The sequence below is a fragment of the Paenibacillus sp. JCM 9796 genome (assembly GCF_055379675.1).
The window spans coordinates 2,251,446-2,273,308 of record NZ_AP043723.1 but is presented as its reverse complement, the minus strand read 5'-3'; the positions used below and the strand labels follow the sequence as shown (position 1 = coordinate 2,273,308).

At 49.1% G+C, this 21,863-nt stretch carries 22 protein-coding genes and 1 riboswitch; of the genes, 19 read left to right on the top strand and 3 right to left on the bottom strand.

What is annotated here, in order from left to right; all coding sequences use genetic code 11:
- The first annotated feature begins 56 nt into the window (after positions 1-56).
- The 9 genes from ACZ439_RS10840 to ACZ439_RS10800 all read left to right on the top strand — a co-directional run bounded on the left by ACZ439_RS10840 (position 57) and on the right by ACZ439_RS10800 (position 7,418).
- Positions 57-1,787: a methyl-accepting chemotaxis protein gene (locus tag ACZ439_RS10840; protein ID WP_201317633.1), complete on the top strand. Its 1,731-nt coding sequence runs from the start codon at positions 57-59 to the stop codon at positions 1,785-1,787.
- Positions 1,788-2,130: 343 nt separating this feature from the next.
- A complete protein-coding gene (locus tag ACZ439_RS10835; RefSeq protein WP_054795753.1) occupies positions 2,131-3,183 on the top strand; it encodes an ATP-binding protein in 1,053 nt (350 codons plus the stop codon).
- Positions 3,155-3,931, top strand: a complete 777-nt coding sequence (locus ACZ439_RS10830) for a threonine/serine exporter family protein (protein ID WP_464621005.1) — start codon at positions 3,155-3,157, stop codon at positions 3,929-3,931. Before ACZ439_RS10835 ends, ACZ439_RS10830 begins: the two co-directional genes overlap by 29 nt.
- Positions 3,928-4,356 (top strand): threonine/serine exporter family protein, encoded by a 429-nt coding sequence (locus tag ACZ439_RS10825; protein ID WP_141334112.1) that lies wholly within the window; start codon positions 3,928-3,930, stop codon positions 4,354-4,356. The genes ACZ439_RS10830 and ACZ439_RS10825 overlap by 4 nt, the downstream gene beginning before the upstream one ends.
- Before the next feature lie 205 nt (positions 4,357-4,561).
- Positions 4,562-5,059 (top strand): RNA polymerase sigma factor, encoded by a 498-nt coding sequence (locus ACZ439_RS10820; protein ID WP_054795754.1) that lies wholly within the window; start codon positions 4,562-4,564, stop codon positions 5,057-5,059.
- Positions 5,046-6,011: an anti sigma factor C-terminal domain-containing protein gene (locus ACZ439_RS10815; protein ID WP_054795755.1), complete on the top strand. Its 966-nt coding sequence runs from the start codon at positions 5,046-5,048 to the stop codon at positions 6,009-6,011. The genes ACZ439_RS10820 and ACZ439_RS10815 overlap by 14 nt, the downstream gene beginning before the upstream one ends.
- Positions 6,012-6,076: 65 nt before the next feature.
- A complete protein-coding gene (locus ACZ439_RS10810) occupies positions 6,077-6,460 on the top strand; it encodes a hypothetical protein (protein WP_127606722.1) in 384 nt (127 codons plus the stop codon).
- Between the two features lie 104 nt (positions 6,461-6,564).
- The gene (locus tag ACZ439_RS10805; RefSeq protein ID WP_230876189.1) at positions 6,565-6,867 is read left to right on the top strand and encodes an alpha-helical endospore appendage domain-containing protein; all 303 of its coding nucleotides are present in this window, start codon (positions 6,565-6,567) and stop codon (positions 6,865-6,867) included.
- Between the two features lie 14 nt (positions 6,868-6,881).
- Positions 6,882-7,418, top strand: coding sequence for a hypothetical protein (locus tag ACZ439_RS10800; RefSeq protein WP_054795757.1), 537 nt, complete (start codon positions 6,882-6,884; stop codon positions 7,416-7,418).
- 91 nt (positions 7,419-7,509) lie between these two features.
- Here the strand turns inward: ACZ439_RS10800 and ACZ439_RS10795 are convergent, their stop codons facing one another.
- Positions 7,510-7,839 carry an alpha-helical endospore appendage domain-containing protein gene (locus ACZ439_RS10795; protein ID WP_054795758.1) on the bottom strand — a complete coding sequence of 110 codons (330 nt, stop codon included), beginning with the start codon at positions 7,837-7,839 and terminating at the stop codon, positions 7,510-7,512.
- A gap of 834 nt (positions 7,840-8,673) precedes the next feature.
- Here ACZ439_RS10795 and ACZ439_RS10790 point away from each other — a divergent pair.
- The 8 genes from ACZ439_RS10790 (at position 8,674) to ACZ439_RS10755 (ending at position 14,814) form a co-directional block, all read left to right on the top strand.
- The gene (locus ACZ439_RS10790; RefSeq protein ID WP_127606730.1) at positions 8,674-9,123 is read left to right on the top strand and encodes a MarR family winged helix-turn-helix transcriptional regulator; all 450 of its coding nucleotides are present in this window, start codon (positions 8,674-8,676) and stop codon (positions 9,121-9,123) included.
- A 76-nt stretch (positions 9,124-9,199) separates the two neighbouring features.
- Positions 9,200-9,598, top strand: a complete 399-nt coding sequence (locus ACZ439_RS10785; protein ID WP_054799119.1) for a DoxX family protein — start codon at positions 9,200-9,202, stop codon at positions 9,596-9,598.
- Between the two features lie 75 nt (positions 9,599-9,673).
- Positions 9,674-10,624 (top strand): ring-cleaving dioxygenase, encoded by a 951-nt coding sequence (locus ACZ439_RS10780; RefSeq protein WP_054799120.1) that lies wholly within the window; start codon positions 9,674-9,676, stop codon positions 10,622-10,624.
- Positions 10,621-11,253 carry an alpha/beta hydrolase gene (locus tag ACZ439_RS10775; RefSeq protein ID WP_464621004.1) on the top strand — a complete coding sequence of 211 codons (633 nt, stop codon included), beginning with the start codon at positions 10,621-10,623 and terminating at the stop codon, positions 11,251-11,253. The genes ACZ439_RS10780 and ACZ439_RS10775 overlap by 4 nt, the downstream gene beginning before the upstream one ends.
- Positions 11,254-11,255: 2 nt before the next feature.
- On the top strand, positions 11,256-11,867 hold the full coding sequence (locus tag ACZ439_RS10770) for a flavin reductase family protein (RefSeq protein WP_155615005.1): 612 nt from the start codon (positions 11,256-11,258) through the stop codon (positions 11,865-11,867).
- A gap of 305 nt (positions 11,868-12,172) precedes the next feature.
- Entirely contained in the window at positions 12,173-13,177 is a 1,005-nt protein-coding gene (locus ACZ439_RS10765; RefSeq protein WP_054799121.1) for a LacI family DNA-binding transcriptional regulator, read from the top strand.
- A gap of 32 nt (positions 13,178-13,209) precedes the next feature.
- Positions 13,210-14,094: a ribokinase gene (rbsK, locus tag ACZ439_RS10760; RefSeq protein WP_196426933.1), complete on the top strand. Its 885-nt coding sequence runs from the start codon at positions 13,210-13,212 to the stop codon at positions 14,092-14,094.
- Between the two features lie 129 nt (positions 14,095-14,223).
- On the top strand, positions 14,224-14,814 hold the full coding sequence (locus ACZ439_RS10755) for a fumarylacetoacetate hydrolase family protein (RefSeq protein ID WP_054799122.1): 591 nt from the start codon (positions 14,224-14,226) through the stop codon (positions 14,812-14,814).
- A gap of 133 nt (positions 14,815-14,947) precedes the next feature.
- On the opposite strand, the gene ACZ439_RS10750 is transcribed toward ACZ439_RS10755, so the two are convergent.
- Positions 14,948-15,721 (bottom strand): DUF1836 domain-containing protein, encoded by a 774-nt coding sequence (locus tag ACZ439_RS10750; protein ID WP_127606742.1) that lies wholly within the window; start codon positions 15,719-15,721, stop codon positions 14,948-14,950.
- Positions 15,722-15,978: 257 nt separating this feature from the next.
- Between ACZ439_RS10750 and ACZ439_RS10745 the strand changes: the two genes are divergently transcribed.
- On the top strand, positions 15,979-17,304 hold the full coding sequence (locus ACZ439_RS10745; RefSeq protein ID WP_464621003.1) for a hemolysin family protein: 1,326 nt from the start codon (positions 15,979-15,981) through the stop codon (positions 17,302-17,304).
- Between the two features lie 72 nt (positions 17,305-17,376).
- Here the strand turns inward: ACZ439_RS10745 and ACZ439_RS10740 are convergent, their stop codons facing one another.
- A complete protein-coding gene (locus ACZ439_RS10740) occupies positions 17,377-20,280 on the bottom strand; it encodes an EAL domain-containing protein (RefSeq protein WP_464621002.1) in 2,904 nt (967 codons plus the stop codon).
- Positions 20,281-20,374: 94 nt separating this feature from the next.
- Positions 20,375-20,461, bottom strand: a riboswitch (cyclic di-GMP riboswitch).
- A gap of 177 nt (positions 20,462-20,638) precedes the next feature.
- Between ACZ439_RS10740 and mreB the strand changes: the two genes are divergently transcribed.
- Positions 20,639-21,706: a rod shape-determining protein gene (mreB, locus tag ACZ439_RS10735; RefSeq protein ID WP_127606748.1), complete on the top strand. Its 1,068-nt coding sequence runs from the start codon at positions 20,639-20,641 to the stop codon at positions 21,704-21,706.
- Positions 21,707-21,863: the final 157 nt, after the last annotated feature.

Genomic DNA, 21,863 nt, shown 5'->3' with positions numbered 1-21,863 from the left:
CCCGCCTATGAGTGTTTCAACTTTTATCAGTTTTCTATATAGGAGGCAAACTTCAAATGAAATGGTTTCATAATCTTAAAATTCCTGTGAAATTTGTTGTTTGTTTTATTGCTTTTTTAATCATTCTCATAGTGGCTAATATCGGTTCCTTGAGAAATACACAGACGATTCACAGCAATTTGGTTGATATTTATGAAAATAATTTGAGCATGGTTGAGCAGCTGAATGAGCTCTCCGGCTCGATTCATCGGATCAACACCGCCGTAGGCAGTTATTTGCTGGTGACGGATGCGGATTCAAGAAAGAAGCAATTGGAGAAAGTCGATTTGGAAACGAAAAGTGTGACTGAAAAACTGGGCGCTTTGGATAACGGATCTTTAACGCAGGGTGAGAAGGACGAGCTGCAGCTGTTAAGCTCATTGTGGGAATCGTTCCAGCCGACCGTTAACAATGTGTTTCAACTCGTGAACCAAAATCAGATGGAGCAGGCCAAATCGATGTTTGATAAGCAGCTCTTGGCCAAGGAAGAAGGGATTGAAGAAATCTTCCAGGAGCTGCTCAAGACGAATCAACAGCAAGCGGAGTCCAAATATCTATCTTCGATTGATAAACATCAGGAAGTGAAGCGGAGCACCCTCATTTTGATGGTCGTATCGCTTATTATTTTCAGTGTGATGGGACTTGTGTTGACGTATTCGATCGTCCAGCCTATCCGCCAGCTTTTGAAGGCATTTAAGCGTGTGGAGGAAGGGGATCTATCCCAACCTGTCGAGATCCAGCGTAGGGATGAACTTGGATTGCTGGCTAACGGGTTTGAGATTATGAGGGAAAGCGTCGCCTCTATTGTGTCCCAAACGAAGCAAACGGTCGGCACGCTCTCTCATGTATCCGATGGCATCCGGGAGTACGCATTGACGACAGCCCAATCTTCCCAGGAGATTTACGGAGGCCTGGAACGGGCGGCTGATCACTCCAGGGAGCAAAAAGAGAAGGTTCATGAGGATGTCGTTGTGATTAAAGAAATGTCCGCCGGGTTGAAGCAGATGGCTGCGAGCATCGATGAAGTCAGCAACCTGTCCTCGGATATGGAGATGCTGTCCAATCAAGGACAAACCTCCGTTAAGGGTACCTTGGAGAAAATGCAGCTCATCGAGCAAAAATCACGGGAAACCGAAAGCAAGATCGAGCAATTGGCCGACCGCTCCAAAGAAATTGACACCGTTATCGCCACAATCAAAAATATAGCGGAAGAAACGAACCTGCTGGCGCTCAATGCTTCGATCGAAGCAGCACGGGCCGGGGAAGCGGGCAGCGGCTTTGCTGTAGTTGCTCATGAGGTGCGTAAGCTGGCCGAGCATAGCCGAAGTGCCGCAGACCACGTGCGAAGCGTTGTTACCTACATCCAGGAGGATACAGGAAGCCTTCTTCAATCCAGCCAGGCCTGGATCCTCGAAATGAATGAGGGGCAGCAGAAGGTGGGCGAAGTCTCAGAGGCGTTCCGGCAAATGAACGGTTGGATCGAAAGAATCAACGGCATGATCCAGGACATCTCGGCAGGCATAGAGGAAATGGCTGCAGGCAGCGAGCAGATGGACATTTCCATGAAACGAATCGAGGACTATTCGGCCGGTGTGAATGAAGTGACCCGGGAATATTCGGAGAAGTCCGGTCAACAGGCACTCATGATGGATAAGGTTAACAGCTCCGTTGAGGAGTTGGCGAAGCTCTCTCATCGCCTGCAAACCATCGTGAACCGGTTTGTTACGGATTCCGTAGCGGAGGCTTGAAGCCTTCCCCGTCGTTATCCGAAATAACCTCAGCAAATTACCGTTTTGTCCCAAGCTTACATAACTTATTCACGCGCCGAGCGGGAATCGGGGGTTGCCCCCTGTTTTCCTCGGCTCTTTCATTACGGGAACGGTATCCGGTCGCCTTATAGAGCTTATATATTATAGGCGTTTACCATATAGATCATAAACCATTTATGCGGTTAACAAGTATCATTAAGGTTGATAATTGAATGATGAAAGCGAAGGGAAAATCAACATATTCCTTATCGTATTTTCTTTAGGTATATATAGTGTCGGCGGAAAATTGCAGAAGTTGTAATTCGGTAACGGAGGGGATCTTGTGGATCATTTTCGGGATTTCTTTGATTTATCTTTAGATATCATGATGATCATTGATTTCAACGGTAATCTTGTCGAAGTCAATCATTCGTTTTCAAGAATTTTGGGGGAAAATGAATCATGGACCTCACTGGAACAAGTGTTCGCTTGCCTTCATCCTGACGATGTGGATAATTCTACGTTGGAAGTGCAGAAGCTCATCCGGGGACAAGCGACGGTGTCCTTCTTAAACCGCTATCGGAATGTGGAACAAACCTACAAGTGGATTCAATGGACGTGCTCAGTCAATCGGGAAGCGCAGCTTATCTATGCGATCGGCCGGGATATAACGGGAATTCATATCGATACATATCATTTGCTTAGTTCGATGTCGGCAAGTATTGCTCATGAAGTAAGAAATCCGATGACTACGGTGAAGGGATATCTGCAGTTACTGATGGAGAAAGAAGATTGGGGTTCGTATAAAGATACGTTCCTCTTAATGGTTAGTGAACTGGACCGGGCGAATGCCATCATTTCACAATATCTTTCATTGGCGAATAATAAATTTATCGAGAAACGACAACATAATCTAAACAGCATCATTGAATACATGCTGCCTTTAATCGAATCCGATGCTAGTAAGGGGGATGTATGTATTATCGCCGCATTAGGGACGATCCCCGATTTGATGTTGGATGAACAAGAGATTCGGCAATTGATGCTTAACCTGAGTCGGAATGCGATAGAAGCCATGAATCATGGCGGGCATTTAACCTTCAAAACTTATACGGAGGCCGAAGAAATTATTTTAGAAATATCGGATGAAGGTGAGGGAATCCCGCCTGAAGTCCGTAGAGAAATATTCAATCCTTTCTTCACGACGAAGGAAACGGGGACCGGCCTCGGGCTTGCCGTGTCCCGCTCCATTGCGGAACGGCACAGGGCCAGGTTAGAAGTCAAACAATCAGGCAGGGAAGGAACAACGTTCGTGGTCAGGTTTCCCTTCAGTCGTGAAAGTATCTGTAGTCCAGGAGAGCTGGCGAATGAATCAACTATCCAATTCAACCTATGAGATCGCGCAAGTCTGTTTATTGGCCGGCAAGATCATGCTGGAGAACGGCGGGGAAACGTACCGGGTGGAAGATACGATGACACGCGTTGCAGATGCATTCGGTGTACGGCATGCTCACAGCTTTGTAACCCCGACGGGGATTATATTTTCGATAGACGGACCGGAACAGACAACCCGATTAATCCGAATATCCGAACGTTCAACGGATTTGCGTAAAGTTACGGTCGTGAACGCCATTTCCCGAAAAATTAGCCAGGGGGAATTATCGGTGACGGAGGCCTATCGGTTATTGGAAGAAATCGATGGGGCGAACCCCGGGGATCCGCTTTGGTTCAAAATCGCAGCGGCAGCCGTGGCAAGCGCCTGCTTTTTAATCATGTTTGGCGGGGCATGGGGTGATTTTATCCCTACTTTTCTATGCGGAGGAGCGGGCTTTTCCTTCCTGGTCTATTTTCACCGATGGGTGCCGATTAAGTTTTTCGCCGAGTTTCTGGCGTCTTTAATCATTGGTTCGACGGCCTATTTGTTCTTGAGAACAGGTTTCGGTCATGATTTGGATAACATGATCATCGGCTCCGTCATGCCGCTGGTACCGGGACTTCTGATTACCAATGCCGTCCGGGATTTAATGGCCGGGCATTTTGTTTCCGGGGTTTCGAAAGGGGCGGAAGCGTTCTTAACCGCATTTGCGATTGGAGCCGGCATCGCCTTTGTTCTTTCTTTTTACAGCGGGGAGGGGATCGGATGATCGGCGAACAGCTCTTGATGAGCTTCATTGCTTCGGCGGCCTTTGCAATCCTCTTCAATGTTCCTAAGGGGACGCTGGTACAGTGCGGCTTTGTCGGGATGTTCGGCTGGCTGTTATATATTTCCTTGCTGAAGGTTCCCGCCGATCCGATCTTGGCCACGATGATTGCCTCTTTTTTTGTTGCGGTGACGAGCCAATTTTTTGCCAAGATGTATAAAACCCCCATCACTGTATTCAGCGTGGCGGGTATCATCCCGTTAGTTCCCGGCGGATTGGCTTATGATACGATGCGGAACGTGGTCGAGAACCAGTATGATTTAGCCGTGCAGCTGGCAGCCAAAGCCTTCATGTTGTCGGGGGCGATCGCCATGGGTCTGGTTTTTTCGGAGGTGATGCACCACGTGATCCGAAAGTCGCGGCTGTAGGCTTATGCGAAAGATACGATGAGTGGGGAAAACTGGATAAAGCGAACTCGCGGGGCCTGCTGAGAAACGATCAGCGGGCTTATTGTGCTGGACGTTACCTGCGCTTAAGTGTGATCCTGGCGAACAGGTTCCTTTTTTTTGCAAAAAGGTGTTAACATAAACGGGCTTCATTCGTGTTCTACTCAGAAAGGAGGAACGGTATGAGGTGGATTCATTAGATGATGTATTGAAGGAAAAAGCAACAAGCATCTTTCGCTATCTGAGGAAGATGGGCGTATCCCATGAAGATGCTCAGGATGTGGTTCAAGATACGCTCTGTAAGGTCATCCTCCTGCTTCATGAGCTGGATCGCGACCGTCTCGGTCCATGGATGTTTCGGGTAGCTTACAATCAGTACATCGATCTGGTCCGGAAGAGAAAAAGAAGAGCGGAAATTCCTATAGAAACGCTGGAGTTCATAAGCAAGCGTTCCTTGGAGGATGAGGTGTTGAACCACGAGTGCAAAGAAGACATTCAGGCCACGATGGAGCAAATGAACCCGAAGTATAAGCACATGCTGATTTTGAAATACGAATGCGATTTTAGTTATAAGGAAATGGCCGAAGTGTTCAGCACCACGGAAGAGGTAGTGAAAATGTCTTTATATCGGGCGCGGCAGCAATTTCAGCAACTATATAGGAGGGTTCAACATGAGCACGGATGATCAATTTGAGCTGGGAAGCGATCGGATGGACGGGCTGCTGAAGAAAGCGAAGAGAAAGAGCATAGGGAGACAAGCCGGGATATCCGCGTTGGTCGTGATGATCGTGTTAGCCGGATATGTCGGAGCCAGAGGATATTTACTAAATGAAGTAAGCCGCGGCCAACTGGAGCGGGATATCGCCGTGATGAAGCGCATTACCCAGCCCAATGTGGAGGTTATGCAGAGCACCACGGTGAGTGAGGGACTCTTCCGAAATACCGTTCAGTATCGCAGCTATAAGCTGATCGAAGGACAGCCGGTTAAATGGGAGGACCGCTTGTATGAATATTCGATGTGGAACACCTTTCATCCATTAAATAGACCCGTTCCAATCGAACGTGACACGCAGAGACTGGAGGAGGCTCATATTAGCTTCAATGCAGAGACGGCGCAAAGGGAATTGCGGTTTTACTTGCCTTCTCATCCCTATCCCTATATAGCCCAGGACGTCGATAAGCTCGACAGAAAGGAGAACAAGGTTGCGGAGATCGCCGTATCTTTCGATAAACCTTACACGGTAGAGCAGATCAAGGGCATGCTTCCGAACGGTGTACATGCGCAGTGGTACTGGGTGGATGCTTATGATGAGCAATCGGTTGATGAGCGGAAGTCCCCCGAACATGCGGGGGCGGTGTACGGATTTAAGGCTGAAGACCGCGGCTTGGAAGGAGGGGACGGCAGCGAGAAAGATTTCATCCTCGCGGTACAGAACGGATTGAGAGTAAGCAGGAAATACCGCGAAGAATTTCAGAAGCTGTATGATTACTTGCGTGCCGGCAAGTCCGAACCTACGGTCCAGGATATCCGGATTCTGGGGGTTGTCGTCACCGGGACGGCCAAGGATCTGCAGCAGCTCAAGGGGCTCCCGTTCGCGCGGGCCACCGTGCAAGGCGCCATGACAGACGAAATGTAGAAGAAAGAAATCTTAAATCATCAAGTTTGCCAGATTATTAACGATGGAAAGGGTTGTGTTCATCTATGAAAAAGTTCTATCTCATCATCTCCGCATTTGTTACCGTTATATCCGGCTGCGGGCCGAGCTCTCAGGCTGAACCGAAGACTTTCGACCTGCCCTGGTTTCCGTCCATGGAAGCCAGTCCGGGCAAAGCTTCGTACGTCTTGAATGACGGAGATCTGGTGGCGGCCAAAGCTTACTATGACCTGGAAATGGCGGGCAGCGGATGGAAGGCATCCAGCGATTCCAAAGGCAAGAACGGAGAGGTTGACTGGACTATGACCGAGTGGAAAAAGGCCGGCAGCATCATCCGGATTAACTACTTGGACCACCCGGATAAGGACAGCAAGGATTATATCCTGTTCGAGGATACGAACGGCCATGTCCTTGAAATCCGGAAGAAGTGATGCTCCGATTCCGGGGCATAGACAATCTTATAAATCGTGTGACGCCTACAACACCTTCATCATACACTGAATCATATGATGCAAGGAGGATGACTGCTGTGAGTATGCCGCAAATTCCTGAAGAAAAGTTCAGGCCCTCGCTTGAAGAAGTCGTAATCGATCTGTTGGCATCTATTGCATTAGAAGAAACGGCATTATCGCATTTAATTCATGCCGAGGCTGAAAAAATACAGATGTTCGTCGGGCAATATAAAGATAGTTCTTTTATTTCAAGCAAAGAAATAGTAGCCGTCAACCAATCCGTTAACCGCATGATGGAAACGATTGTCATGAAGGAATGGCTGCTGCTTAAGAAACTGGAGGATGTCTTGCAGATTGAAGTTCAGGAAGAATGGGATGAAGAGTAAAGGGGACGAGTGCGTTGCTGAACAGCATACAGAATAGCTTCAAAAGCTGCTGCCGTTCGCATCTTTCCATGGAAGATGCCGTATTCCACATGCTCGGCGCCGCCGCCTTGCTGGCGAAAGTGTCCGGGGAGCGAAAGTTCCAAAGCCCTGAATCCAGCAGCATCAATACATTAGAGGCTACCTCAGCCTTCTTGCTGCATGTTGTAACTGATCTTCAGGGCATACTGTACCGGAAGCTCCATGTTCTGTTGCGGCATCAATCGGAGTTTGGCGAAGACGGGCTGCGATGGGATGCGGACAAAGAAAAGATGCTTCAAGGGAATGTGCGCAGCCTGATCCCCCATATAGCCCCCGGTAATTCCCGGCAGGAATATCTGGTGTACACCATGACTCAGCTTATGGGCTACTACGAAAAGAAGCGCAAGCTGCTTACAGCTTTCGCTCCCGGTCATGCCCCTTCCGCGAGTCCGTGGATGACCGAGAGTGAAGAGGTTTGGCGAAGTCCGATCGATAACAGGAAGAGCAGGACAGAGGCACCGGTTGTTGACTGATGATAGGATGCTCAAGATTACGTATTGTAGTCATTCAGGGTAACCGGTCCGGGTGTCCTCCTATTCGATAGGTTGGCTGGTTATGTCCCGATTAGCGATTTTTAGGCGTTGCCTGAATGAGATTTAATACATTCTCAAATCGGTAGTGCAGAAGCATGTCTTTGTTGATGACATCCTGCAAGGTTTTGCGCACGCTGGCATTCAATGCAAGCAGGTCGGATAAAGATACAGCGGTCGGCGAGAAGCTGGCGCCAGCGCCATCCGCCTTGGTTGTTAAAGTTCCTACTAGGAATTGCGATCTTTCTGCCTCTGCATTCATAATATACGCAAGCGCAAACTCCTCCTGAGCAATGGAAGCCAGCAAGAGAGGTACCGTTTGATCCAAGGTCATCGTGTGGTTAGGAATAGCAGCCTGAGACATGGTCTCACCTCTTTCTATAGGTTAATACATATATATGGTGGATTTCCAATCTGGACACGGGCGTATGCCTTAGTCGCCAAGGATTTGTTTCGTTCAGATAAGTGTACAAGGCATAGGACGGGGAAAGTTCCTTTGCAGCAAATCGGGGAAAAATATGAAGTGCAAAAGTTTTTGTGAGCAAGCCAAAAGGAGCAGCTACTGCCACGCGGCTCCTTGATTGGAGAGGTTACTTATCGTTTTTACAAATCAAAACGGACAGAATGCAGAAGTTAGGAAAATTTAAAAGCATGAAAATGAGCTAATTTCTCTAAAGCCAAGTACCAAGGGCATCCAAAACCTACCGGTCCACCAATAACCAGTAACCGAAAAACCTCCCACAAAAATTGGATAAAACCAGAAGCGGTTCCCATTAGTAAGCCAAACAAAAGTGTTTCGATGCAAGCAACGGGAAATCGCTCTGGGGTCAACAGCAAAAGCAGAAATGGGTGGTTCAAAAGGTGGAGGGGGGAATACTGGTCCCTGTTGTCCAGTCGATCCAGGTGGTGGTCCAGGCGGAGGCATAAACGCCATTCGATTTCACTCCTTTTCTAAATTAGGCTAAAGCAGTATATGTAGGAATGAATTCTTCGGATTGGGCTGATGCCCAGCAGGACCTATATACACAAACCATTGGCGCGCTTCGCATAATAAAAGAGTTGTACGGTTAAAAGGAGTGAAGGTGTTCCGCTGCTGCTGTCCAAAAATCTTCTGCTGAACGTATTGACATGATTGGAATAATCATATATCTTTAATTAAAGATAATTTAAATTAAGATATTAAGGGGAGGTGATTTCAATGACGATTCATCTGGATGATTCCAGTTTGAGATCCCTGAAGCTGTTCGTTGTACTTTCCAAAGCATACAAGACCGTTATGGACCGGGCTGTCAAAGATATGAAGCAATACGGGTTGTCCTCTTCCGAATTTACGATTCTTGAATTGTTGTATACGAAGGGGAAAGTTCCTTTACAGCAAATCGGGGAAAAAATATTAATTACAAGCGGAAGCATAACCTACAATATCGACAAGCTGGAGAAGAAGGGACTATTGAAACGCGTACCGTGCAAGGAGGACCGAAGGGTCATTTATGCGGAAATTACGGAGGAGGGGAATGCATGGTTTGACCGTATTTTTCCCAAGCATGCCGCGGTGATCGACTCCTTCATGAAGGCTCTGTCGCCCGATGAAAAGCAAGCCGCGATCGAACTGCTCAAGAAGCTGGGAAAAGGGGCGGAGGATGGCTAGACGCGTGGCTCGATAGTTTTGCCTAATATCTTAAATTAAAGATTATTGAAATTAAAATATATGGAGGGTCATTGTCATGTTGTCTCTTGGATTATTAGTGGTTCGTCTGGTCGTTGGATTATTGTTTATCGGGCATGGAGCCCAGAAGTTGTTCGGCTGGTTCGGCGGTTACGGCCCGAAAGGAACGGGCGGATGGATGGAATCGGTAGGAATTAAGCCGGGAGTTACGATGGCCGTGTTGGCCGGGCTGATGGAGCTGCTTGGAGGCGCACTGCTTGCTGCAGGACTGTTTACTCCGCTGGCCGCTGCGCTCATTACCGTGACTATGCTTGGCGCGATTGTCAAAGTACACGGCAAGAACGGCGTTTGGTCGACAACCAACGGTTATGAATACCCGCTCGTTCTGATTGCGGTCGCCATCGCAGTCGCCTTGACTGGCGCGGGCTCGTATTCTTTGGATGCACTTCTGAACTAAACCGGCATGATGGGTACGGCCTATGGATGGATAGGAACAAGTAGGGGAAATTAATGAATTAAGGGAGGACTTTACATGACGCTAAGAACGGCTGGCATTCATCACATTACCGCATTTGCAAGCAATCCGCAGGCGAACGTCGATTTCTACGCGGGTGTTCTCGGACTTCGCTTGGTGAAGAGAACGATCAACTTCGATGCTCCGGAAGTGTATCACCTGTACTTCGGCAATGAAGCAGGAAGCCCCGGAACCATTATCACGTTCTTTCCTTGGCCGCAAGCGCGCAGGGGACGAATCGGAGGCGGCCAAGTGGGCATAACGACATATGTCGTGCCGCAAGGCTCGCTAGGCTTCTGGGAGAGTCGTCTGGAAGGCTTCGGCGTTCCGGTTAAGAAAGTAACCCGGTTCTCGGAGAACTACCTTCAATTCACGGACAATGAGGGCTTAGGCCTTGAACTCGTCGAACGTGAAGAGGGACCGAACAGCGGCTGGTCGTTCGGCGGCATTCCGGCTGATAAGGCGATCAAGGGTTTTGGCGGCGCCGTTCTATTCAGCGTCAACCCGAAGAGAACGATGGACGCGTTGGAACATTTGCTTGGTTTGAGCAAGGTCGCCGAAGATGTCGCGTATGCCCGTTACCGGTCGTTCGGCGATATCGGCAACGTTATCGATGTGCCGCTCTCGGCCATGAACGGAGGCAGCGACGGCGCCGGAACCGTTCATCATATCGCTTGGCGGGCCCACGATTTCGAGCAGCATGCGGAGTGGAGAAATTCGGTGGAGAAGTATGGTTATCGCCCGACCCCTATCGTAGACCGCCAATATTTCAATGCGCTTTATTTCCGCGAGGCCGGGGGCATACTGTTCGAGATCGCTACGGATCCGCCGGGATTTGCTTTAGATGAGCCTGCCGACGCGTTAGGCGAGAAGCTGATGCTGCCGGAGTGGTTTGAGCCGCATCGTTCCCAAATTGAGGCGAACCTGCTCCCGATCGAAGTACGGGTATTGGAGGAGAAGCAGAAATGAACCATATTTTTGACAAGGGGACCCGCCAAGAGGCGCCGACCTTGGTTCTTTTCCACGGCACCGGGGGAACGGAACGCGATCTGCTGCCGCTAGCCAAGCATATCGCGCCAGAGTCCTCCGTTCTCAGCCTTAGGGGCAATGTGCTGGAAAACGGGATGCCGCGTTTTTTCCGGCGCTTGGCGGAAGGCGTATTCGATGAGGAGGATTTGATCTTCCGTACGAAGGAAGTGCACGATTTTCTGGATCAGGCCGCAAGTCAATATGGGTTCGACCGCGGCAATCTCGTGGCGGTAGGGTACTCCAATGGAGCGAATATCGCAGGCAGCCTGCTCTTCCATTATGAACACACCTGGAAAGGCGCCATTCTCCACCATCCGATGGTTCCGCGGAGAGGGATTCCGATTCCGGATTTGTCCGGTTCTCCGGTCTTTATCGGCGCCGGGACTAATGATCCGATATGTCCGGCGCGGGAAACCGAAGAGCTTCAAGAGCTTCTCGGCGGAGCGGGCGCATCCGTTACGGTACATTGGGAGCGTTACGGACATCAATTGACGTCTACGGAAGCGGCCGCGGCCGCGTTATGGTTTCGCAAGCACTTCACCGAATATTCCGATATCGACGGGAGATAACGATGATATCTATAGATCCGGCCGCTCAGAGCGAGCGGGACAATTATAAGCTGTTGATCGGGAGTATCGTCCCCAGGCCGATCGCGTTGGTGACTACGCTATCGAAGGACGGGGTATTGAATGCGGCTCCTTTCAGTTACTTTTCGATTGTAGCGAGCCAGCCGCCTATGCTCTCAGTAGCTGTTCAGCGGAACCAAGGCGCGATGAAAGATACGGCGAGGAACGCGATTGAGGCCGGCGCCCTGGTTATTCATATTACGGACGAATCGATCATCGGCCAAGTGAATGAAACGGCGGCCAATTTACCCCCGTTCGAGAGCGAAGTTGCAAGGGCGGGCTTCACGCCGGTTGCCAGTGAAACGATCGGCGTACCGGGGGTGAAGGAAGCCAAAATCCGTATGGAATGCTTGCTCGAACAAGCGATACCGCTTGGCGGTGCCGGCAGTCAACCCGCCTGCGATTTGCTGATCGTTCGCGTCGTCCGCTTCCACCTGGCGGAGGACGTCTATGTGAACGGTTATATCGATCCCGGCAAGCTGAATCCGGTCAGTCGCATGGCAGGTAATTATTATGCCAAGCTAGGCTCCATGTTTGCCATGGAGCGTCCTGAATAATACTTCCGTAAGCCACTTGTTGAAAGTGGCTTTTTCATTTTCCGCTTGTGCCGTTGATGTGGTACCGGTTCCCTAAGGGAAACCAGCGGTATGGGCAGCCTCATGGATAGGTGTTGACAGTAAAATGATTCCAACGTATACTCGTAAACATAAAGTATGGTACCGGTTTCATGACCCGTGTAAGCCGAATAATCGAGTTCCGGCTCTTCCTTGATTGGATTGGTCGAGGTCTATTTTTACTTCATGTGGTACCGGTTTCATATTATTGGGGCTATCATGCACCCGTTTGGGAAAGGGGGCTGCCAGTGACAACGATCCGGGATGTAGCGAAATTATCCGGGGTGTCCGCTTCAACGGTATCCCGCGTATTGAACAAGAATGGCTATGTGAATCAAGAAACCGAACAAAAGGTGAAACAGGCCATACAGAAATTGCAGTATGAACCCAATGCTGTTGCAAGAGGGCTGGCGAGTAAAAAGACGGGAACGATCGCCCTAATACTCCCGAATATAACGAACCCGTTCTTCCCCGAATTGGCGAGAGCTGTCGAGGATGTGGCCCGTGCGTATGGGTATACCGTACTTTTTGGCAATTCGGACGATCAGGGAGACAAGGAGAAGTCGTACATCGAGGTTTTGAAGCAGCGGTATGTCGATGGCATTATTTTCTCTTCACATACGCTGCAAAGGGATGACGTCGTCCGCTTGAGAAGCAACAAGATCCCATTCGTGGTGCTGGATCGTGCTCCTGTTGGAGAAGCGTGCAGCGTTGTTCGTTCGAACAATTTGGAAGGGGCCAGGATGGCCGTCCGGCATTTACTGGATAGGGGATCCAGGAAGATTGCGCATATCTACGGTCCGCAGGAGATCTTGACGGCCAAAGAGCGGCTTAGAGGATACGAGGAGACGGTTAAAGATTTTGGGTGGTACACGCCGACCTTGATGGTGCCGGGGAATTTTCGTCTGGACGGCGGAATGTCTGCTGCGAAAGAGTTAATGCAGCGGCACCCGGATGTCGACGGGATTTTCGTAGGTAATGACCTGATGGCGGTAGGCGTATTAAAGACGCTGCTTCGGATGGGGATCAAGGTACCGGAGCAAGTGGCTGTTTGCGGGTTTGACGGGATTCATCTGACAGAGGCTGTCGAACCGGAAATCACGACCGTCGCCCAGCCGATCTATGAACTTGGCGCGTTAGCAACCAAGCTGCTTATTCAGAAAGTCAATGGGGTCGATGTGGAAAATAAGGTTCATGAATTAGAGGTAACCTTAATCCCGAGAGATTCAACAAGAAAGGACACGAGCTTATGAATCCAAATATCGTAGTTATTGGAAGTCTGAATATGGACATTGTGATCAATGTCGAGGAAATGCCTCATGAAGGCCAGACCATTCTGGGAACAGGGTTCTCGGAAATAGCCGGCGGCAAGGGCGCCAATCAAGCGGTAGCGATCGGAAAGCTGCAGGCCTCGGTCGGTATGATCGGCAAAGTCGGAGCGGATTCTTATGCTTCCGCCCTGCTCGATTCTTTGAAAGAAAGTAATGTAGACGCCCGGCATATTCTAACTTCTCCGAATAGAACGGGAGTCGCATTAGTGACGGTGAACCAAAGCGGGAAAAACCATATCGTTGTCGTCCCGGGGGCGAACTTTGACCTGACGCCGGACGATATCCGGAACCAAAGACACGTTATCGAACAATGCGAGATGGTCGTGCTGCAGCTGGAAGTTCCCATGGAAACCGTAAACTGCGCCCTTCAATTGGCGAAGGAAGCCGGCAAAACAACCATTTTAAATCCGGCTCCAGCGAAAATCATGGAGGAAGAGATGTTGAAGAACGTCGATATCCTGATCCCCAATGAACATGAATTGTCGGAAATATCCGGGATGGAGATTGCGGATGAACGTAGTCTCCAGGAAGCGGCCCGGTCCCTTCTGGCCAAAGGAGTGAAAGCGGTTCTGGTCACGCTGGGCGACAAGGGGTGCTGCTATGTGGATAAAGACCGTTTCCAGCTGTATCCGGCCCATCAAGTGAAGGCAAAGGATACGACGGCTGCAGGAGATAGCTTCATCGGCGGCTTTACGGCAAGCTACGTGAAGAACCGGGATATCGATATGGCGGTCAAGCAGGCGCAAATCGTAGCGGCCATCACGGTCACTCGCCCGGGCGCGCAAAGTTCATTGCCGACGCTGGAAGAAGTTCAGCGATTTGCCGTAGACAACGCTTAAGGATCAGTCAACGAAGGGGATGGCCCGGTAGCCCATATTGAAAAAAATTTGCAGCCTGGCGAAGAATAAGTGTATCCTAAAGAGGTTTTCATTTCGATTTTTTCCTGATTTATGAAAGGAGACAAGACCATGGCAAAAATAATCGGCATCGGGCCCCATTATCCGGCATTGCTGAAAGCGAAGAATTTCCCGCCGGATCACGTTCCTCATCTGTTCCTGAAGCCGATGACAACGATTGTACGCGACGGTCAGGAGATTCAAATCCCGAGCCAGGCTGAGAAAGTGATTGCAGAGGTGGAAATTGCCCTGCTGGTCAACCGTACCTTGCGTAACGTTACCGAGGAGGAAATGGCCGATTTGTCCGCGGTTGGCGGGTACGCAATCGCCAACGATTTAACGGCCGTCGGTCCGAAGGTGATGGGCGAAGGGAAAATTTATGATACGTTCACCCCGCTCGGGACATTCGTTAAGGTGGACGATCCGCTTTCCATTCGTATCGAAAGTTACCAGAACGGAGAATTAAAGCAATCGGCGTCCGCTTCCGAGATGGGCTTCTCTTTTGCCCGTATCCTCGCTTATTTTTCTTCCATTATTACCTTGGAGCAGGGGGATATTATTCTGACGGGGACACCCGCAGGCCCGTTTGAGATTCAGCCGGGAGACAAGATCGAAATTCGCAGTCCGCAGTTGGGCGTTGTCACAAACAAGGTTCGTTCCTAATACGGAGCATACAAGCCGCAGCGGCTCACAGCTTATCCAAACAAACATCCCGATCCGCCAGGTAACAAGCGGATCGGGATGTTTGTGTTTTCCTTACTGCTTGCAGATACGGAGTCATCGCGTAAAGTTTCGGTTAATTCAAGTTATGAAGAAATAACGTAGCGTTTAAATACCTTCTCGCCAAGGAGTGGAAATAAGCGGTCTGAACAGAGACCATGGCAATCATCAGCATGTTTCGGACGGCTTCCCTTTGCTGAGGGTTCAAATGTTCCATGCTGCACGCAAATTGATTCGCCTTCTGGCGAATGGTCGATTCCGTTAAAGCGTCATGGTTGCGCTTGCCCGAGTCATGTCCTTGAACGTCGAGCAGCTGATCGTTGTTTGCATCAAGCTCTTCGAACAGACGGGAGTAGGTCGCATATAAGTCAGCAGGCGCCAGCAGGTCGTCAGTCTCGTCGTCAGGCTGCTGGAATATAATTTCAAACAGCTTCCGGATGGATTCGAAATCCAGGCAGTTCTTGAGATCGTCTATGATAAAAAGCATGGCGGCTTGATCGACCGAATATTTTTTGCCTACTTTGGGAGAACCTAAAAAATCCTTGAAATCTCGTTTTACCCAATTCTGCATCGAGGTAATGGACATATTGGTATATTCGATTTGATTGCCAAGAGAGACGATGTCTTGCAAAGAAAAGCCTTCAACCCGATTATGCTTGATCATTTTCTCAAGCACGGGGGGAAGATGGGTAGAAAGAAAAGCGGATAGGGATGTGCCGTGCTCCATGTCCGCCTGGTGGTTTTTTTTCCATGCCTCCTGCAGAACAGTGAGGGGAGATCGGGTAGCTCTTCCTTTCAAGGAGAGGAGGATAATCGCCATTTCTTTACGCGTTAATGTGAAAGTCTCCATGAAAACTTCTCCTTCTACATCATTTCAATCTTTATGAGTTCAATTGAACTCATCATAAAACGTTTCGTATGAGTTTGTCAAAGGGAGATAATGAATGAAAAATGCCTGTTAGGGTTAACTTTAATACGAAAAGAACGTAAACAGGGTGAATTCAGCCCCATATACCGTTTTATTATTCATAAGACGTAATATATAATAAGTTCATAAGAACTCTCAAATGTGAGTGATCCTAATATTATAGACTAAGGAAGGTTGATATGGGCCTAAATTTGTTTCTTGTAGCCGTTCTTATTTTGCTTACCGCATTTTTCGTCGCGACGGAGTTTGCCATTATTAAGTTACGGGGCAGCCGGGTAGACCAGTTGGTCTCGGAAGGACGAAATAATGCGATCGCGGTGCAAAAAGTTCAAAGTAATCTCGACGGGTATCTTTCCGCGTGCCAATTGGGGATTACGATTACGGCTTTGGGACTTGGATGGCTGGGTGAACCGACCGTTGAGAAATTGCTGCATCCGCTGTTTGATGCGTTCGGTCTTGGGGCTGAAGTAAGCAGCTTAATATCCTTCCTTGTCGCTTTCGTTCTGATGACCTATATTCACGTCGTGCTTGGCGAGCTGGCGCCGAAAACGTTAGCTATTCAGAAGGCGGAGCAAATCAGTTTGCTGGTCGCGAAACCGATCATGTTATTTTATAAAATCATGTATCCGTTCATCTGGTTATTAAACGGGTCGGCCAATGCACTCATTCGTATGGTCGGTTTAAAGCCGGCCAAGGAACATGAGGAAGCGCACTCCGAAGAAGAGATTCAGATTATTGTTTCGGAAAGTTATCAAAGCGGGAAAATCAATAAAACGGAGTACGGTTACGTGAACCGCATCTTCGCTTTCGATGACATGCTGGCAAGAGAAATCATGGTTCCGAGAACGGACATGATTTGTCTGTATACGAATAATACATTGAAGGAAAACCTGGAAATCATTCGCCGCGAGCAATACACGCGGTTTCCTATAGCGAAGGACAGCAAGGACAATATTGTGGGAATAGTGAACACCAAACATTTTTTCCTGCTTTATGATAACAATCCTGATTCATTCGATTTCAATAAATTGGTCCATCCGGTACTTACGGTACCCGAATACATGCCAGTCAATACGCTGCTGGCCAAAATGCAAAAAGAACGGGTTCACATTGCGATTCTCGTGGATGAATACGGCGGTACGTCGGGACTGATCACCATGGAAGATATCCTTGAGGAGATTGTGGGAGAAATTCGTGACGAATTCGATGCCGATGAAGCCAAGGAAATCGAAAAAATCGAGGATGACAAATATATTTTAGACGGCAAGGTGCTTTTGAGTGAAGTGAACGACCTGTTCGGTAGCGATTTGGAGAACGATGGCGTTGACACCATCGGGGGATGGCTATTCGCGGCCAATCCGGATATCGAAGTCGGCACATCCTGGACTTATGACGGGTTGACCTTCGTTGTCTTAAAGAAGGATAGCCATCGTATCCGGCGTATCGAAGTAAGCAAACAAAGAACCGTTGCCGACGATGTTTCTTTAGAGAAAAGCCATGCCTGATTAAACCAACTCTTCATGAATAAGAGGCAATCATGTGGAAACGCGTTGATTGCCTCTTATTTTGTCGCGATATCAGAATTTGACCGTTTGCAGGAAGTGCTCGATGTCCTCTACTGAACTAGGTTTACTGATCAAATAGCCCTGAATCTCATCGCACTTCATCTCGCGCAGTAAGGCCGATTGAGCCTCTGTTTCTACGCCTTCCGCCACGACAATCATCCCAAGGCTGTGCGCCATATCGATAATCGCTTTAACAATCGAATGGTCTTCCTTGTGATCCTGGATATCCCGAATGAAGGATTGATCGATTTTAAGATGGTCGATCGGAAACTTTTTTAAATAGCTGAGCGAAGAATAGCCCGTCCCGAAGTCATCCATGGATATTTTGACGCCCAACCTTTTGATCTCATGTAATATCGACAGCACATATTCCATATGATGCATACTGAGGTTCTCCGTAATTTCCAGCTCCAGATATTGCGGCTTCAGTCCGGATTCCCGCAGTACCCGGGGGATGAGCTCGACAAGGTTTTGTTCCCGGAATTGTCTGACGGACAGGTTGACGGAAACGGAAAATGGCGGATATCCGGCATCCTGCCAAGCTTTATTTTGCGCGCAAGCCGTATATAAAACCCACTCTCCGATCGGATTGATCAGCCCCGTCTCTTCAGCCAGAGGAATAAAATCGGTCGGAGGAATCCAGCCGCGTTCCGCATGTCTCCAGCGAATCAAGGCTTCCAGCCCGCTGAACGTTCCTGACCTTACATTCATTCTGGGCTGATAGTAAAGCTCGAATTCGCCATGATCCAACGCTTTACGCATCATGGTTTCCAGCGTCATTTGATTGCAGGAAGCCTCATCCATTTCGGACGTATAAAATTGATACATGTTCTTGCCCTTGTCTTTGGCGGCATACATCGCTTGATCGGCATTCTTAAGAAGCGTTTCCTGATCTTCCCCGTCGTCCGGATACATGCTGATTCCGATACTGGGGGTGATGAACACTTCGTGACCGCTAATCAGGATAGGAGCGGTAAACAGATCAAGCATGCTTTGCGCGGCTTGGGCGGCTTGTTCACGGGTCATGTTCGGGAATACCGCAGTAAATTCGTCTCCGCCCATACGAGAGAGGAAATCATTGCTTTCGATGCTGCCTTTCAGCCTTTCCGCGACTTGCTGCAGCAGAAGGTCGCCGTTCCGATGTCCAAGGGTATCGTTAATCACTTTAAAACGATCAAAATCAATAAAAAGGATGGCTGCCGTCTGCCCGTTACGTTTACTCTGCTCTAACGAAACTTCCAATTCCTGATTGAACAGCACCCGGTTGGGAAGGCCTGTTAAATGGTCGTAATAGGCAAGATGCTGAATTTCACGAAACATGTAGTGAAGTCTCTCGGCCATGATCCGGTAATTCGCAATGAGAATCGTAATTTCGGTCAATAGGCTGCTGGGCCAATGAACGGCGTTTTTCTCCAATATTTTATTGGGTAAGTCCGTTGTCGTATGCGCTAACCGAATGATCGGCCTTACGATCGAACGGCTGATGAAGAAGGACGTAATGATTGCGATCAGTCCGCAAATCAACAGGATCGTAAGTGTTTTGATATAGGACTTGTACAATCCGTTCTGATAAGGCGCAAACGACGATTCCACGATGACGGTCCAGTCCCCAAGGCCTGATAACGGCGTGATCTTGATGTATGACGAGTTTCCCCACCGTTTCATCGGATTTTTGATATTTTTGGGGAGCCAATAGTAGAAGCCGTCCTTCAAGTCGTGAATCTCGCCGTCTTTTTTCCAGTCATATTCCTGCATAACGGCATTCGCGGAACGGGTGCTGGCGATCACGTGCCGGTTGCGGTCCACGATGGTAACATGGATGTTCGTATATGTTGTGAGTGCTTGAATTCTTTGGCTAATATAACCGAGATCCAGGGCCCCGCCGGCAATGCCCTGGAACTGCCGGCCGCTCATGATCGGAGCGCTGATATTTACGACGGGTTCGGACACGCCGCCTCTTCCAGCGAAAACATCGGAAATGACAAGCTGTAAGCTTTCTTTGTTTTGCATAAAGTACAGCCTGTCCGAGAAGTTCAAACCGAGCGTAGGTTGGCCGTTCATATTATGTAAGGGATAGAAGGTTACGGTTGTTCCTGCAGCATTGGTGATGAACATATTATGAAAATCAGGAAAAATTTGTTTAAAATGAGCAGTAAGCCTCTGCAGAGCCTCTGCATCGTTCAGATCAGTTTCAGCCGCGAGATTGGAAAATTGCTCGACAGCCGACACATGAACGTTTCTCCAGTTGCTGATATCGTTCTCAATGATTTCCGATTGGCGTTCCGCCGCTTCCTGAATCGCCGCATCGGTTTTCTTAATCTCCTCTCGGCTCACCATGATCATGACAAGCAGCAGGGGAAAGACGATTAAGGCGACAAAAATGTTAAAAAGAATATCGTACAAAGAACGGGACGTTTTTTTGGAGGTTCGACCGGTCCCCATGGGAGCCCTCAAATAAGTGAGGATAAGGCTTGCAATCAAAGCATTTAAAATACTGTTGACAGCATCCTTAAGCATAACTGTCAACGTAGCCGTAGCGTCCATCTGCAATCCATAATGATAGGATAACCAGATCATCGGCATGCCCAGCAGGATCCAGAACAACGCGACCAGGAAGACGAAGTTGCTGATCTTCTGCCGGTAGAAGAGGCCGACGAATATCGTCTCTGCAATAAAGACCAGCATAGCATACGGATGATTCCATAAAATTAAGGTAGCGCTGCTTGCGAGAATAGACCCGATCAATCCCCATTTAAATCCATAGAGCTTCATGATGAGCCATACAAAGATGCTGCCGAATATAAAGTCGACTCCATAAAATAGAGACAGGTTCATGATGTTTCCCAAACAAGCTAAGACCAGCAACAGGACCAGGTAAAAGAATGAAACGACAGGTGAAGAAGTTCTTGTAAACAAAATAGCTGCTCCCATCCACGATAGTTTTGATCCATACCTTGTGAATGACAAACCGCCCACTAAGCAAAAAACACTACCGAAAGGTAGTGTCTTAAATTGCAACCCAGCCATCATCGCAGAAACTGCGGAAGACCTGTGGCTTTGCGTCCCCGCCTTTCGAACGAGTTTGCCGTAGGTATTTAGTTCTATATCATTTAAAAATAAACGATCTGTCGTATTTTGTCAAAAATATTTGAAGATTTTCACGATTTTTGCTAGTTCCCCCTCAAATTTGCAAGTGAAGCAGAATACTATAGAAGATCCGGCTGATCCACCTCCAAATCGCGCATCGGGTTTCCAATAAAGGAGGAGAAGTTTCATGTTTAAACGATTTGACAAGTTATACGGTATTGACTTAGGAACGTCAAACACGGTGATCTTCGAGCAGGGTAAAGGCATCGTGCTGAGCGAACCGTCTGTAGTCGCCTTTCATCAAAGCACCGGCGAATTGCTGGCCGTAGGCGCGGAGGCGCAAGCGATGATCGGACGAGCTCCCGCTCATGTCGACATCACCTATCCCTTGAGGAATGGCGTCATCGCCAATTTCGATCTGACCAGCAGCATGCTTCAGCATTTTATCAAAAAAATACAAGGCCGCTCGTCTTTGCTGCGAAGCTCTCAAGTATATATTTCCGTGCCTTGCGGCATTACCAATGTGCAAAAGCGGGCCGTTGAAGAAACGATCGTCCATAAGGGAGCCAAACGGGCGATTGCGGTCGAGGAACCGCTGGCTGCTGCGCTCGGGGCAGGACTTCCGATTGACGAGCCGATCGGTCATTTGGTGCTCGATATTGGCGGAGGCAGCTGTCAAGTGGCCATCTTGTCGCTCGGGGGCATTGTGGCCAGCCATACGGTGAACCGGGCGGGGATGTCTCTTGACCTAGATATTATGGATTATGTGAAACGGCAGTACAACCTGGAGATCGGGGAACGAACGGCCGAAGAAATCAAGAAACAAATCGGAACGGCCCGTGCTTCCTCCGAAGAACGTACTCTCGGCATTAAGGGGCGGGATGTGATTAACGGATTGCCCCGTTCGATCCAGTTGAGCTCCCGGGAAATATACACGGTGGTGGATGATTTCCTGCAGCTGCTGGTCGAAGCTATTCGCGCGACGTTGGAGCGGTGCCCGCCCGAGCTTGCCGGGGATGTGGTGGAGCAGGGGATTCTGCTGTGCGGAGGCGGCGCTCTGCTGGAAGGAATTGATGAACGGATCCGCGAGGAGACCGGGGTTCCCGTACATATTGCCGAGCATCCGCTTGAATGTACCGCTCTCGGCACCGGCATGATGCTCGGCGCGCACAACAGCAAGCGCGTACCGGCGTGGCGGGAGGCCAAACCGGAATCGGCGGTGCAGCAGGATGCGGGCCAGCAAGCCGAAATGTAAGGAAGCTGTGAACAGTCCATGGGGCGGCTGCCGGTCGGCGGCAACACGATCGTCCGCATCCATGACAAGGAAATGACCTGCGTTATTCACAGGCTTATACACATTACTAACAGGCTATCTCATCTTCCTGTGCATAGGTTTTAGTACATTCATTAAC